This is a genomic window from Mycobacterium sp. (assembly GCF_049608025.1).
Taxonomy (GTDB): Bacteria; Actinomycetota; Actinomycetes; order Mycobacteriales; family Mycobacteriaceae; genus Mycobacterium.
Genome location: NZ_JBMYXC010000038.1, coordinates 1 through 14,576 on the forward strand (window position 1 = coordinate 1; position 14,576 = coordinate 14,576).

Genomic DNA, 14,576 nt, shown 5'->3' on the forward strand with positions numbered 1-14,576 from the left:
TGAGTGCTCGCCAGAATGGTGTCGCCTTCCGGAATGACCCACTCCCCCAGTCGAATCCGTGTCTTCGTGCGCCGCAGAGCGGCCGTCAGCACTGGCCGGGTGCGCTGCGACTCCGCAATCGTGGCCAGCATCAGCTCCGAGCCACCTGCGTCGACCTCTTCTGTCAGGCGAGTCAGCAAGTCGGGGTGCCTGCGAATCCGTTCGACGGTCCAGGCCAGCTGGGTCGAGGTCGTCTCGTGTCCGGCCACCAGCATGGTCAGCAGTTCGTCGACGATATAGGCGTCCGGGAGCGGCTCGCCGTTGTCGTAGCGCGCCTGCAGCAGCAGCGACAACACGTCGCCGCGCTCGGCGAATTTCGGATCCGACCGGGCATCGGCCATCAGAGAGTTGATCAGCTTGTCCATCCGACGCCGGTATTCGGCGAACTTCCCGCCTGGGCTCCACGGACCGAAATCCCGACGTACGACCGAGGGCATGAGTGCGATCTTGGATCCGAACTCGACCGCCGTGGGCATCAACACCCGCAGCTCGTCGAGCTCTCGGCCCTCCGCGCCGAACACGGCACGCAGGATCGTGTTGAGGGTGATCCGCATCATCGGCTCAAGCGTCGTGAACTCGACACCTTCTGGCCAAGTCTGCATCTCGCGCATGACTTCTTCTTCGGTGATGGCTGCGTAGCTTCGCATGCTCTTGCCGCTGAACGGCGGCAGTAGCAGTTTGCGACGGGCAAGCAATGCGTCGCCATCCAGGTTGAAGATCGAGCCCGGGCCGAGCACATCACCGCCAAGGTTGTTCTCGGGCCTGCCGATAAGCTCACGGCTAGTGCTGAAAAGGTCCTTCACCAGGACGGGATCGCTGATCACCACGGTTTCGCCGAACACCGGGATGTTGAGAGTAAAGGTAGACCCGTACCGGCGTCCCAAGGCGGCGACCGCGCCGTAGCGCGCGGTCAGTACGGCGGCACCCTGAATGAGCTTCGGTATCCGCGGGCCGGGCGGAAGCCGCACCGGCTCGGTAGTCGCCGTCGCCATCTTGTCACCCCTTCATGCTGATGCTCGGTTGCATTGTGAAAAGTGGACCTGTGCGATGCGGGCGGTCCAGGATCTGCACGGTGTTCAGATCAGGCTATTGCGTAGTCGTCCAGCGGAAAACTGTCCTGCTCCTTGACCGCTTGTCGGACCGATGTCGGCCGAAACAGCGGAGCTTCCCCGGAACTGTTGAACCAGTACGAACGCGAGTTCGCGCAGTCGCCCAGCCGGAACACCGAATCATCGAGCAGCGTGAGCATCCTATCCAGGAACCGGGCATTGGCCGACTCGGTGACCTCGAAAGTGCGCGCCCCCGTGCGCTGCAGTTCACCGAGCAACCGGTTCATGTGGCGCATCTGGTACTCGACCGTATCGAACCATGACATGCCGACCCATGCGTAGGGGCTGGCCTGGGTCACCATGTTCGGGAACATCGGCACCGTCAGCCCCTCGTAGGCCTGAAACTTGTTTTCCCGCCACCACTTTCCGAGGTCTCGACCCTCCTTGCCGATCACCTCGATGGCGGGCAGATTGGACTCCCAGACGTCGAATCCAGTAGCCAGCACGAGGGTGTCGATGACCCGCTTGCTGCCGTCCTTGGCGACGATTCCGTCGGGTTCGATCCGATCGATTCCCTCGGTCTCGAGGTGCACGTGCGGCTTGTTGAAGGTGCGGTAATAGACGTTGGACAGCGTCGGTCGTTTGCAGCCGAAGTCGTAGTCCGGGGTGAGCTTGCGGCGCAACGCCTTGTCCCGGATCGCCAGGAATCGGTGCAGCGCACCGATGCGCGCCGCCGCGCTGTTCACCGGCCTGAATTGGCGGAACTTCCACATAGCGATCGTCACCATGACATCCATGAACATGTCGCTGGACATCCGCAGAACTCGTTGTGTAGCGGGGAATCTCGCAAACAGCCGCTGCGCCGCCGGGCCGAAGGGGAGGTCGAACTTGGGCATCACCCAGATCGGAGTGCGTTGGTAGACGCTGAGTTCAGCGACGTCCTCGGCCAGTTTCGGGATGAGTTGCACACCGGTCGAGCCGGTGCCGATGATGGCTGCCCGTTTGCCCTCCAGCGAGTAGCTGTCGTCCCATTCCTGGGCGTGCAGCACGGTACCGGCGAAGTCCTCGATACCCGCAATCTCGGGCTTCTTCGGTTGGCACAGATAGCCGGTAGCGAGAATCAGAAACTGCGAGCGCAGTGTCTGGCCGCCGGTCAGGGATACCGACCAGAGTTGGGCGTCCTCGTCCCAGCGTGCGCCCCCGACGGTGGTATTGAATCGCATATAGCGGCGCAGATCGTATTTATCGGCGACATGCTCGGCGTAGGCCTTGAGCTCGTTTCCCGGCGCGTAGAGCCGCGACCAGTACGGGTTGGGCTCGAACCAGTAGGAATACGTGGTGGACGGAACGTCAACGGTCAAACCGGGATAGCGGTTGACATGCCAGGTGCCACCGAGGTCGTCCTCGCGATCGACGATCGCGATCTTCTGGTAACCCAGGCGGTTGAGCTGAATGGCTGAGCCCATTCCGCCGAACCCCGCGCCGACGATGACGGCGTCGAACTGCTCGGTACTCACAGGGTGATGATACGGCGATTCCTAGTCATCGCCGCCGCCGGAACCGCTGCTGGCGCCCGCGCTGCTCTTTGCGCCGTCAGACCCGGAATCGCTGGGCTTGTCTTGTGACTGAGAGGGCTCCGATTCGCTGTCGTCGTCCTTGGCCCCAAAGGTCGAATTCTTGCCACCGGATCCGGACTGGTCGCTGGAGTCCGAGAACGGGTCCTCGTCGGAACCCTTCTCAGTGTCCGCGCCGGTGGTCTTGTCCGCCTCAGCCGCTTCGGCATCCGCAAGCGCCTCGGCATCCTCAGCGGCCTCAAGCGCCTCGGCATCCTCGGCCGCCTCAGTCACGTCGGTATCCTCAGTCGCAGCTGCCTCAGCCTCGTCGGTGGCATCCTCAGCCGCCTCGGCGGCCTCTGCGACGACGTCATCCCCGGCGTCGGTCTCCTCAACCTCGGCTGGCGGAGCCTCCTCGACGGGAATCTCGGCGCTTACCTGTTCCGTGTCCGCTGAGACCGTGTCCGCTGAGACCGTGTCCGCTGAGACCGTGTCCGCTGAGACCGTGTCCGTAGCCTCTTCGGCGATCACGTCGACCGGCGATTCTTCGGTGCTGGATTCCTCGGTGCTGGATTCCTCGGTGGTGGATTCTTCGGTGCTGGATCCGGTGGAACTCTGATCGTCGGCCGTGGCGCTCGCCGCCACGAGAGCGGTCACAGTCGAGTCCGCCGATGGGCTGCTGGGCGCAACCACATCGTCCTCGAACGGCGTCGGATCCTCGGGGTGGTCGGGGTCGCACTGCGGGCACAGGATGCTCACGAACGGCTTCAGGAGTGGAGTCACCATCGTGTAGGGGTAGCCCTTCCACAGGAAGCTCCCCGGGACGAAGGGGTTGAAGTCCTCCCACACCGCGGCGCCGAATCGCGTGAGGGCCTGCACGACCTCGCCAAGCGATATTGGTTCCGGCGCATTCTGCTCCGGTGGCGCGAACAGGTAGTTGACGACGCTGTACACCGGATCCATCGGGTTGAGCTGGACTGGCTGCCCGGACCACGGTACCGCCGCCCCCTCCTCGCCGGGAATCTCCTCGCCGACAGCACCTTCGGCGTCGCTCACCGGGTTGATCAGCTCAGGAAATTGATACCCGGAGAAGAAGTCCCACAGCGGCGCCTGGAACATCTTGCTCAGAATCGAGTTGGCGTCGGTGCAGGTCGGAGGCGCGGTGCCGGTGCAGCCAGCGTCCATCGGCAGGTTGGCTTTCGCCCACCACGACACATGCTCGCCCAATGGGTTCGAGAGGGCCGGGAACGGGATCGTCAGATTCGTGATTGCGGTGATCTTTGGCGGGTCGGCGGGGTCGTAGCCGAGCACGTTGGTCGGCGTGTAGACCCACCAGCTGCCGGTGACCTCGAGTGCGTGGGACAGGTCATTGAGTCCATCGAGGTAGGCCCGCGGAATCCCCAGGACAGCGTTGAACAAATTCGGCAGAACGTTCTCCCAGGCCGGGTTTTCCAGATCCGGCGCGGTCACCGAGCTATAGCTTTGCTCGGCCAGGATGTCGCACCCGTCGGTGCGGTAGCCAGAGCAGGCCAGGCCGGCTTCCGATGCTGCGCCGGCTTCCGGTGTAACGCCGGTCTGCGATGCGATGGCTGAACTCGCCGACTGAACCGAATCGGCGGCCTCGGCCTCTTCCCCGGGCGCGGGCGCAGGAATGACGGTCGCGTTCTCCAGGTAGTCGCGGGTGTAGGCAGGTTCGATCATCTTGCGCAGCGGGGCTTCCAACTGGTCGGCCAGCGTGCCCAGTCCCAAATCGCGCAGTCCCTGCAGGATCGGCAGTTGTGCGGTGGGTATGTAGACGTAGGTGGTATTGCCTTCCTTCCACACGTAGTTGCCCGGCGCTTCCAGTTCCGCCTGGGAATACGTCAAGTGGGTGTTGGTGAAGGCGGCCACGGCGTTGGCCAGCGCAAGGAGGTTGAACGGGTTGTCGGGGAAGTCGGCGATCGGATCGAACTGGCGGGCCACGTCGAGCACGTTGTAATCAGTGTCGGTGGGCGTCATCAGGATATTGAAGAGGTTGCCCCAGAAGAACCCGTTGATGCCGCCGTACTTGCGGCCGCTGTTGCCGAGCAGAACGATGTTCGTGTCGTCGGGAGATACGGAATTTGATTCGGCCTGTCGTTCCAGCCATGCCGAAACCACCCGCGCGCCGCCGCTAAAGCCGTAGGCGACCTTGTCGCCGGAAGCGTGGTTGATCGCGAAGTCGAGCGCCTCGACGTTCTCTGCCAACCCCAGCTCAATAGGGCCGTAGGACTGGATCGCCTGGTAGTAGACCTCCTGGCACACCCTGGTGTCAGCGCAGAACACGCCGTCGAGGTGGTTGGGCACCGACCAGGGCGTCGGACTGGTGTGCAGGACGGTGGCCGGGCCGGGCGGAACGAGACCTGCCGATGCGGTGGAGTTCGCCGATGCCGCCGCCGAGGTGGGCAACGGTCCGGCCAGCGTGAGTGGCAGCGCCATGAAAGGCAGCGCCGCCGTCATAGCAGCCTTGGTCGCTCGATTCACTAACGTCCCTTTCCTGAAGAGCAGCACCCTGGCGGGTGCTTCCGGCGATCGGCGACCCTGACCAAAGCAACCGTGACCGCGCAGACTCAATGTTTGGGGCTCCCCAAGCCCTGGCCCTGCTAGTCGATCTGTCACGCAGAATACATCACAAAACGGTAAAAGGAGAACCGATCAGCAAACATTCCTGCGCGGGCCGGGCCGTTGCGCGGCGACGTCGTTAGTCGGCCGTCTCCAGGAGATCCCCCGAAGGGTCCTGGCGTCCGCTCGCCTGCGCTGGGCCTGGTACCAGAGTGTCGGATGTGAATAGCGGTACGGTCGTGCCGGGGAGCCGAGTGCATTCGCAACCACTCTCGGCGGATCAGCGGTTCCGGCCGCGTCTCCGCCCGGTGCTACCCAGGCTCGACGACCGAGAAGCGACAACGGCGGGAAGCGCTATCCGGGTCGGCGTTCGGCGCCTTGGGCAGCGGGGTTCGCCGCAGTGAAAAACATCTTCCGACAAGGTGTTTCGTCATGTGACGTCCGGTAGCGTCGGCGAGCGCCCGAATCGATCAATCCGATGTTGGAAGGGGTGGCTACCTACCGGGCCTGGTGGCCGCATCGCGCACTAAGGGCCCCCACTTCGACCGGCGATTCCGATCGAACGAGGTCCCTGTCGGCGGCCGGTGAGTCGATTCAGCGCTACCGGGCGAAGCCGGGCGGATTAAACGGAACAGCTGCGGCTGTTCGCCGCCTCGATCATCAGCTTTGCTGATGATGGTGTGAACACAGCCGTGGCTATCCCTGCCCTCGAGCCCACCGGCCGCACTCACAGTCCACGAGCCCTCAACCAGGCATCGATACTTTCTGCGACCGCCTGCCACCCCGGCTCGAGCATCATGTTGTGGCCCATCTGCGGGAAGAACTCCGCCGTGGTTCGGTATGCGCGCGCGGTGGCCCTTACCTCGTCCTGGGTGACGGCGCCGTCCTCCCGAGCCCCGAGTATCAGCAGCGGAGTGTTCACCCGCGTTGGGCGCGGCAGTTTCACCAGACCGTCCAGTCCCGCACGCGCACTCTCCTCCTGTAGTCGGGCGGCATAGCGCATAACCACCGCGTCGGGAGTGCGCGCCGAGAAGAACCGTTCCCGTGCCAGTTCCCGAGTGCTCACGTAGGGCAGTGACTTCCCGGTCGCCGTGAGCTTTGCAAAGTGCCAGGGGTGGTGCCTGATCCAGCGCAGTCCCGATCGCAGGTAACCCTGCGGTGGCATCGATGCCATCAGCACGCCGGCCGGCGCCGCCCGCGACTCCAGGTACTTCTGTACCAGAGCCCCGCCCATTGAGTGACCGACGACTACCGGGTGCCTGGGCAGATCGTCGGCGGCAGCGGTGACGTCCTCGACGAAGTCGGCGAACGACAGGTCGCGGAGCTTCTTTCGGGTTGGGCTGCCGCCGTGGCCGCGCAAGCTGACCGCCACAGCCCGATACCCGCGCCCGGCGAAGAAATCCAGGAAGTGTTCGTCCCAACACCACGCGGCGTGCCACGCCCCGTGGACGAACAGCAAGGGGACGGGATGAGATTCACTCACCGCTCCCCTATCGATAACCTCGAGCATCGCGACCAGCGTATACGGATGCCTGGGTACCATCGGCCTCCATGAGCCTTGCTGCGCCGAGCGCCGACGCCACCGTCGTCATCACCGGCGCATCCTCGGGTATCGGCCTCGAGATCGCCCGCGGGCTTGCCCGGCATGGCTACCGGTTGACGCTGGTGGCGCGCCGGCGCGACCGCCTGGACCATCTCGCCGGGGAGTTGCGTAGCGCCCATTCCGTTGCCGTGGACGTCGCGCCGCTGGACCTCAGCGACAGCGTGGCGCGGGCAGAATTCCTCGACCGGCTGGGCAGCCGGCCGATCGCCGGCCTGGTCAACAGCGCGGGCTTCGGCACCAACGGCCCGTTCCAGTCACTGCCCTCAGACCGCGAGCGGGATCAGGTGATCGTCAATGTCCTTGCCCTGACCGAGCTCACCCATGCCGCTCTGCCTTCGATGGTCGCCGACGGTTCGGGCGCCGTGCTCAATATCGGGTCGATCGCCGGCTTCCAGCCCCTCCCGGGCGCGGCGGTGTACTCAGCGACCAAGGCGTACGTCCAGACCTTCTCCGAAGCTCTCCACGAGAGCCTGCGCGGCACCGGGGTGTCGTGCACCGCGCTGTGCCCCGGCCCGGTACCCACCGAATGGTGGGAGGTGGCTGGCGAACAGCCACCCGGTCGGGTAGCCCAAGTGTCCGCCGAGGATGTTGCCGCGGCCGGCATCTCGGCCATGCTCCACGGCAAGCGCGTGGTCGTGCCCGGGCTGGTACCGAAACTGGCGGGAGTCGGCGGGCGGTTCACCCCGCGCGCGCTGCTGCTGCCTGCGCTACGGATCGCCGCCGCGCGCCGGCGCTGACCGCTCCCACTTCCCTTGTCTGGAGGGTCGGGTGACTGCCGTGGGCGCCTGGAATTCAGATGCTACTTCGGACCGAACCAGGCGCGGTTTCCGTAGCGGTCCACATGCACGACTTCGTCCACCGGCCTACGCGTTGTGGAGCCGTAGCGGCCGCGGGGCCAGCCCATCGGTACCACGCAGCAGGGAGTGACCGATGTCGGCAGCTTCAGCACCCGCCGCGCGGACGTCAGATTCCACAGTGGCAACGTGATCAGCGAAGCGCCCAGCCCCATGGACCGCGCTGCCAGCAATAAGTTCTGCACGCTTGGATAGATCGAACCGAAGAACGCCGACGCCGCGGCGTGCGGCATCGGCGCGTAAGGGACGCGGCCCTCCCGGGCTGTGAGCCGCAGGCACGCCACGACCAAGACGGGGATTTCGGTGAAGTGGTCGACCTGCCACTGGATGGCGCGCACACTCTTGGCCATCTCCTCGTCGTAGGAGGCGATGTCCCGAATCGACATGCGGTAAAACGCCCGCCATGCCAGTCGGTAGCGTCGGGCCAGCTTCTTCTTGACGCGCGCGTCCTTGACGACGATGAACTCCCAGTTCTGCCCGTTGGCACCGGTCGGCGCGCGCAACGCCAACTCGATGCACTTGAGCACGATCTCGTCGTCCACCGGGTCGGGAAGAACCCGACGGATCGCTCGCTGCGTCATCATCGCCTCGACCAGTGGCATGTTCAGCCGGGCCAGGGCTTCTGCTGTGGAGGGTGCCGGTTCAGGCATGGGTCCCGATCCACTCGGTGGTGAAGCGCTGCATCGTCGGGATCTCCTTGGCGATCAGGTAGGCGATGTACTGCTCGATCCTGCCGCCGACCAGCGGAATCCTGACCTCCAACGTCCCGGCGAACCGCAGGCTAGATCCTGCCGGGACCGGTTTCAGGACGGCGGCTCCTGCCCCGGACCCCGGGACCCCGCGGGCGGCGATGGTGATCTCGCCGTGCACCTCGTCACGGTCGGCGGGTCGCCACGTCTCGGTTCGAATGAGCTTGAGGTCGCCGGGCAGGACTCGGGCGAAAACCGCCGGGAGCTTGTCACTACGCAGATTCTGGACGGTCGTCACCGCCGCCGTCCCGTCCTCGTCGACGACCAGCGTGTCCAGCGTCATCGAATCACCGCCGTACGCGGAGAGCCGGGCCAACCAGTAATCGCGGTTGCCGAATGCCGAATGAACCGCCGCGACGGTGGCCGACGTCTCGGTGGTCACGTCAAATGAGCGCGGCACGGCGCCCCAATCCACCCGGGGTCACCGCGGTAGTCACTGCGGGGCCTGCCTGCCGAACACCTTGTCGGCGATCCGGGCGGCGAAGCGCCGTGATTCCTCGATCTGATCGGTACTGATGTTCGTCGGCGGCAGCTTGATCCCCAGGTAGCGGTCTTTGTACTCCCCCGATCCCAGATAGCTGGTCAGGGACAGCATCGAGGACAGCTCGCTGCCCGGGTAGGTGAAGTGGATACCGTCGAGGTAGCGGCCGCCCTTCTTCTCGGCCAGCTTGCGCACCCCGGTGAGATTTCCGCGCCACTTCCGGCGACAGACCACGAACACCGCGAAGCGCTTGCCGTCCAGCAGATTCCGTGCCTCGTGGGACTTCAGGAAAGATCGCAGCGGCATGGACACCGTGCTCCACCAGGTGGGTGATCCGATGCAGATCAGGTCGTAATCACCGCTGCGCACCGCGTCGGGGGTCCGGATATCCCCGGTGCGTTGCAATGTCTGGGCGGGCAACATCCCCAGGAAATCGGGCCAGACGCTGCGCATCGGGAAGCGGGAGAACCGTTCGGCGTAGCGCGGATCGGTGAACTCGATGGGCGCGGTTGTCACGTCGTAGCCGCGCTCGCGGAACACCTCGCCGGCCGCCCCGAGAACCTTCTGCGACTGCCCCGTGTAGCTGTAGTACAGAAGCAGCACGCGCGGCCGCCGAACCTGCGGCTTCTCGTCGGCGACTTCTGTCATGGTGCGCACTCCTTGTTCCTGGTGAATCCGTGGGCTCGTGGCCAAGCCGTGGTCAATCTTGCCCCGACGTTTCGTGCGGGGCTCCTTGCGCTTAGCCTCACATACGTGAGTGAGAAAGTGTCCGTCAATCTCAGCGGTCCGGCCAAGACGATGCTGTCGACGTTGTATCTGAAGGCTCTCGACGCCGATTTCGACCGACCGATTCTGGGTGATCGGTTTGCCAAGGAGGCGATCGGAAAGCTTGACTTCGATTGGCGTGAGCTCGAGATCACCCCGAGGTGGGCACCGCTGTTCACCGTGCGCACCGCCCAGTACGACATCTGGGTGCGTGAGTTCCTCGCGGCCCACCAGGATTGCACCGTAGTTCATCTCGGGTGCGGCCTGGACTGCCGCGTGTTCCGGATCAACCCCGGAGCCGATGTGCGTTGGTACGAAGTCGATTTCCCGGAGGTCATCGCGCTGCGCGAGCAGATTTACCCCACCAGGCCCAACTACCAGCTCATCGCCACACCCGCCACCGAGCCGGACTGGCTGGACCAGATTCCGGCCGACAGGCCGACATTGCTGATCGCCGAGGGCATCAGCATGTACCTCACCGAGGAAGAAGGCATCGCGCTGCTGCAGCGTTTCATCCACCGATTCGGTACCGGAGAACTGCAGATCGACTTTTTCAATTGGCTGGCGATCAAGTCGCAGAAGACCCAATCCCTTGTCCGCACTTCGGGTTCCACGTTGTATTGGGCCGTCAACAGCCCGCAGGACATCCTCGACAAGATTCCCGGTATTCGATTGCTCTCCGCGGCAACCTTTTTCAACGCCAGCACTTACAGTCGGACCTCGAAGGGCATGAAGGCGGTCAAACGTGCGGCGCGGTTGGTTCCACCGCTGAACAAGGCGTTGCAGTATCACCGCTTTGCTTATGGGAACCCAGCTCAACGAAACTGACTGACTAACCGACACCGGCGGCGGCCTGCCTGGCGACAATACTGCGTAGCTGGGCTTCGATGGCGGCGACCGACTTCTCCGGCTCCGGTCCATGTGAGTGGTATTCGATCATGAGTTGTCCGTTGAAGATCTTGCTGGTGTATATCTCGATCCCGGCGCCCACCGCGAAGTAGAATTCCCCGTGGCTGGCAGTCAGCTTCGTCTCGGGCGGGGTGCGCATCGGCGGCACGATGCCGTTGTCGGTGAACATCACGACATCGGGGAGTCCGGGCGGGTTGCCCACGTACTGCGGACTGAAATGCAGGAAACTCTGCTGGATCACTCCCTCGGCGATGTCCTTCTTGAACGTCTGATTGATGTCGCGGGCCAACTCGACGACATCGGTGCCCTGCTCGATCTCGGCGAGGTAGGTGGCGATGCCGACGGGATTGGTGGACTCGGTGGCCGACACCGGTGGCGACAGCAGGTAGCGAAGGTCAACCGGGTAGACATACGGCACCGGGATGTTCGGCGTTTTGCGGAGGCGCCACTCGGCCATCAGGACCGCCGCCGACAGCAGACTGTTCAACCCCAGCTTGTGGGCGCGACAGAACTTGATGATGCTCTCGGTGTCCTGCTCGGACAGCGTGCAGTGCTCCATCGGGACACGCTGCGGCAGAACAGGGTTCACCTCCGAGGGGGCCCGCCGTGAGGGAGGTAGATCGTAGGCGAACATCGCCGCCAGCAGGCGTTCGAGCCCCGAGCGCGGCTTCTTCTCCACTCCCCGGTTGGCCAGAATGACCTCGAGCGGCTCCGGAGCCGAATGGACGGTGACCGGCGGGGCCGAGCCCGTGGTGACCAGATCGGTATAGGTCGAGAACAGCTCCTCGATGAGGCTGAACTGGTGGTGGCCGTCGGCCAGACTGTGATGGATATACAGCGTTGGTTGAGCCTGCCCGTCGCGAATCGTCAACCGGAAGTGCACGAGTGAGGTGGTCTGGTCGAAGATCAGTGGCGGAGCCTCGGCCTCGCCCTGGAGCTCCACTACCTCGATGCCGGGGTGCATCAGATCGTCCAGCACGATCTCCCAGCGGCCGTCGGAACCTTGTTCGAGGTGGCCGCCGAGGACCGGATGTGCCTGCAGCAGAGCGTCGAACGCCTCGGATAGCGCATCGGCGTCCAACGGGCCGTCCACATGTGCTGCCAGCCCGACGAAATTGTGCGTCTCGGCGAACATCTCCTCGCTGCGTGCCAGCTTTCGGATACCCGAAGAAGGAAACATAGCTATTCAACTCCCTGGAGGGATCGGTGATTCTCAGTAGTCTCGTGGAGCTCATTAGTCCCTGTGGTCAGCCACGCTTGCTGGCCTTGCGGTAACCGATCATCAGCGGCACCGCGCACACCGCGGCAATGCCCGCCGACCACACCACCGTCCACATGACGGGTTCGGCGATCGGCCCCTCGAGGGACAGGCCCCGCATCGCCTCGATGGTATAGCTGACGGGCTGGTGTTCGACGATCGGTTGCAGCCAGCCCGGGTACTGGTCAAGCGGTACGAAACCGGTCGAGAAGAACATCAGCATGGCAATGATGATCTCGGTGGCCTGCGGCACGATCGTGTTCGACGAGTACAACGCGAGCGTGAGCACCGCCGCAGACAATGCGACACCGAACATCGCGGGCATGAACACCCAGGCGATTGCTGCCGGGATGCCCTGTTCGAAGCGGAAACCGAGCGCCACCCCCACACACAGCACGACCAGCGTGATCACCACAATTCGGACAACGTCGGCGATCAGCCTGGCCAGCAGGCCCGCACCGCGGTGTACCGGAACCACCCAGAACCGGGACAGCAGACCGACTTCGCGTTCCCGCATGATGTTGACCGCGCCGATGATGGCGCCTGTCATTCCGCCGACCAACGCCACCAGCGGAACCTGGCCGTACAGGCCGCTGCGGCCGGTGACCTGCTCGATGCCGCCCCCCAGCACGATATCCAGCGCCACCAGGAAGCCCGCGGGCATCACCAGCGACTGCACCAGCGTGGCGGGGTCCCGGCTCCAGCGGCGCAGGATCCGCGCGGTGAGCACCCAAGTCTGCGGAATCAGCCGCCTGGGCGAACTCTCCGACACCTCCTTGGCGCGGCGGTGCCGGCCTCTGTCGCGGCGCGGCGCCGGTGGCGCGATGGGATGACCGGTCAGCTCAGCGGCGGGAGCCATCAGCGTCTTCTCCTGGTCACCATGGCGTGCAGCGACACTGCAACCACGATGCAGCCCGCCGCCCACGCCAAGCCGGGGCCGAGCACCGACCAGGTCACCTCGGGTGCCGCGTCGGTGCTGTCGCCGGCCAGCGCCTGCAGCCCGTACACCCACTGGGACAGGGGTTGGTTGCGCACGAAACCCTGAATCCAGTCCGGGAAATTCTCGGCCGGCTGCAGACCCACCGAGGCCAACCCCAGCGTCAGCTGGGGCACCAGCATCAGGGGTGCGGTTGCCTCCGGGTTTTCGGTGGCGATGCCGATCAGATCGCCGATGAACGCCAGCGCCGCACCGATGAGCAGAGCCAGACCAACGAAGCCGGCCGCGTACAGGACGCCGTTGTGGAACCGGAATCCGATCACATGGCCGCAGAGCACCGCTACCGCCAAAGCGACACAGCAGCGGTACATGCTGGCAGCCATCCGAGAGGCCAGCGGAGTCAACGGGGGGATCGGCATGGCCCGGAATCGCCGGTTGATGCCCTGCACGGAATCGGTGGCCGACCGGAAAGCTGCCGAGATCGCGGCGAACCAGATCGCCTGCAGCACGATCAGTGGAGTCAGGTACTGCGCGTAGCTGCTCAGCGGCTGTACTGAACCCATCAACTGCTTCAGTGGCAGGTAGTAGCCGATCGTGAACACGATCGAACCGATGATCTGGGTGGCCAATTCCCCGTTGCGCAGTGTTGGGGTGATCATCCGGACAGTCAGAACCCACCACTGCTGGATGGTGGAGACCGCCGGTCGCGCGGCGTGTGGAACCGCTACCGAGCGCGGGTCTGCTGGCCGAACTGAATGCTCCATCACCCGTACATGTCCGCAACCTCGAACGTATCCGGCTCCTCCTGTGTGTCAGTGTGAGTGTTGCCGCCGGTCAGGCCGAGGAAAACCTCGTCGAGCGAGGGCCTGCGCAACGCGATGTCCATCAGCTCGATCTGCGCCCCGCCGAGCCGGTGCAGCGCCTCTATCAGGGTCGCGGGACCGTCGGGTGCGGGCATCGATATGCGGTCGGAGGTCTCCGACAGCGCCGCTCGGATCGTGTCGGGCAGCATGGAGCCCAAGGCCTGGGCCATCGCGGCGATGTCACTGGGCTGGCGCGGCACGATCTCGCAATAGGTGCCGCCCGTGCGCTCTTTGAGCTGGTCGGCGGTGCCCTCGGCGATGACGGTGCCCTTGTCGATCACGATGATGCGGTCGCTGAGCAGGTCTGCTTCCTCCAGATACTGCGTCGTCAGCAGCGTCGCGATACCGGCATCCTTGAAGTCGGTGACCAGTTCCCAGATGGCCTGCCGGCTGCGTGGATCCAGCCCAGTCGTCGGCTCGTCGAGAAATACCACTTCGGGCCGGACCACCAGTCCACATGCGATGTCGATACGGCGTTTCATTCCCCCGGAGTAGTTGCCGACCGCGCGATCGCCGGCATCAACGAGGTCGAACTGCTCCAGTAGCTCATGCGCCCGATCCTTGGCCGCCTTGCGCTTCAGGCCTTGCAGACGGCCGAACATCAGCAGGTTCTCCCGGCCGGTCAGCAGGTCATCGAGGGCGACGTGCTGACCGGTAAGCATCAGCGATCGGCGCACACCGGCGGGATCGCTCACGACGTCGTGTCCGGCGATGAGTGCGTGGCCGGCGTCCGGGGTGATCAGCGTCGACAGAATGTTCACCGTTGTCGTCTTGCCGGCGCCGTTGGGGCCGAGCAGGCCGAGGACCTCGCCCCGATCAACCTCGAAACTGACGTCGCGGAGCGCGGCGACCTCACCGAAGGACTTCTTGATTCCGCCGACGAGGACCGCCTTATCAGAGCTTGCCACGCGTTCCTCCTACCTGGTAGCCGTCACG

13 protein-coding genes are annotated in these 14,576 nt (G+C 64.6%); 2 read left to right on the forward strand and 11 right to left on the reverse strand.

The annotated features are described in order from the left end of the window. From ACPGXI_RS12860 to ACPGXI_RS12875, 4 genes are all read right to left on the reverse strand, one after another. The coding region (locus tag ACPGXI_RS12860; RefSeq protein ID WP_526653439.1) for a cytochrome P450 at positions 1–1,031 on the reverse strand (1,031 nt) is incomplete at its 3' end. Between the two features lie 89 nt (positions 1,032–1,120). Further along, a complete protein-coding gene (locus ACPGXI_RS12865; protein WP_526653441.1) occupies positions 1,121–2,605 on the reverse strand; it encodes a flavin-containing monooxygenase in 1,485 nt (494 codons plus the stop codon). A gap of 21 nt (positions 2,606–2,626) precedes the next feature. After that, the gene (locus ACPGXI_RS12870; RefSeq protein WP_526653443.1) at positions 2,627–5,098 is read right to left on the reverse strand and encodes a PE-PPE domain-containing protein; all 2,472 of its coding nucleotides are present in this window, start codon (positions 5,096–5,098) and stop codon (positions 2,627–2,629) included. An 850-nt stretch (positions 5,099–5,948) separates the two neighbouring features. Further along, complete coding sequence (locus tag ACPGXI_RS12875) at positions 5,949–6,731, reverse strand: alpha/beta hydrolase (RefSeq protein ID WP_526653445.1); 783 nt, start codon at positions 6,729–6,731, stop codon at positions 5,949–5,951. 41 nt (positions 6,732–6,772) lie between these two features. Here ACPGXI_RS12875 and ACPGXI_RS12880 point away from each other — a divergent pair, with 41 nt between their 5' ends. Continuing rightward, positions 6,773–7,561 carry an SDR family NAD(P)-dependent oxidoreductase gene (locus ACPGXI_RS12880; protein ID WP_526653447.1) on the forward strand — a complete coding sequence of 263 codons (789 nt, stop codon included), beginning with the start codon at positions 6,773–6,775 and terminating at the stop codon, positions 7,559–7,561. Between the two features lie 62 nt (positions 7,562–7,623). Here ACPGXI_RS12880 and ACPGXI_RS12885 read toward each other — a convergent pair whose 3' ends face one another. The 3 genes from ACPGXI_RS12885 to ACPGXI_RS12895 are packed head-to-tail and all read right to left on the reverse strand — an operon-like array spanning position 7,624 to position 9,556. Then, positions 7,624–8,328: a nitroreductase family protein gene (locus ACPGXI_RS12885; protein WP_526653449.1), complete on the reverse strand. Its 705-nt coding sequence runs from the start codon at positions 8,326–8,328 to the stop codon at positions 7,624–7,626. Further along, complete coding sequence (locus tag ACPGXI_RS12890) at positions 8,321–8,842, reverse strand: DUF2505 family protein (RefSeq protein ID WP_526653451.1); 522 nt, start codon at positions 8,840–8,842, stop codon at positions 8,321–8,323. Before ACPGXI_RS12890 ends, ACPGXI_RS12885 begins: the two co-directional genes overlap by 8 nt. 18 nt (positions 8,843–8,860) lie before the next feature. Then, positions 8,861–9,556 (reverse strand): flavodoxin family protein, encoded by a 696-nt coding sequence (locus ACPGXI_RS12895; protein WP_526653453.1) that lies wholly within the window; start codon positions 9,554–9,556, stop codon positions 8,861–8,863. A 105-nt stretch (positions 9,557–9,661) separates the two neighbouring features. Here ACPGXI_RS12895 and ACPGXI_RS12900 point away from each other — a divergent pair, with 105 nt between their 5' ends. Further along, positions 9,662–10,501, forward strand: coding sequence for a class I SAM-dependent methyltransferase (locus ACPGXI_RS12900; protein ID WP_526653455.1), 840 nt, complete (start codon positions 9,662–9,664; stop codon positions 10,499–10,501). A gap of 4 nt (positions 10,502–10,505) precedes the next feature. On the opposite strand, the gene ACPGXI_RS12905 is transcribed toward ACPGXI_RS12900, so the two are convergent. The 4 genes from ACPGXI_RS12905 to ACPGXI_RS12920 form a co-directional block, all read right to left on the reverse strand. Next, a complete protein-coding gene (locus ACPGXI_RS12905) occupies positions 10,506–11,762 on the reverse strand; it encodes a phthiocerol/phthiodiolone dimycocerosyl transferase (protein ID WP_526653457.1) in 1,257 nt (418 codons plus the stop codon). 67 nt (positions 11,763–11,829) lie between these two features. Continuing rightward, positions 11,830–12,699, reverse strand: coding sequence for an ABC transporter permease (locus ACPGXI_RS12910; RefSeq protein WP_526653459.1), 870 nt, complete (start codon positions 12,697–12,699; stop codon positions 11,830–11,832). Beyond that, positions 12,699–13,541 carry an ABC transporter permease gene (locus ACPGXI_RS12915; RefSeq protein ID WP_526653461.1) on the reverse strand — a complete coding sequence of 281 codons (843 nt, stop codon included), beginning with the start codon at positions 13,539–13,541 and terminating at the stop codon, positions 12,699–12,701. The genes ACPGXI_RS12910 and ACPGXI_RS12915 overlap by 1 nt, the downstream gene beginning before the upstream one ends. Beyond that, positions 13,541–14,548, reverse strand: a complete 1,008-nt coding sequence (locus ACPGXI_RS12920; protein ID WP_526653463.1) for an efflux ABC transporter ATPase subunit, DrrA-related — start codon at positions 14,546–14,548, stop codon at positions 13,541–13,543. The genes ACPGXI_RS12915 and ACPGXI_RS12920 overlap by 1 nt, the downstream gene beginning before the upstream one ends. Positions 14,549–14,576: the final 28 nt, after the last annotated feature.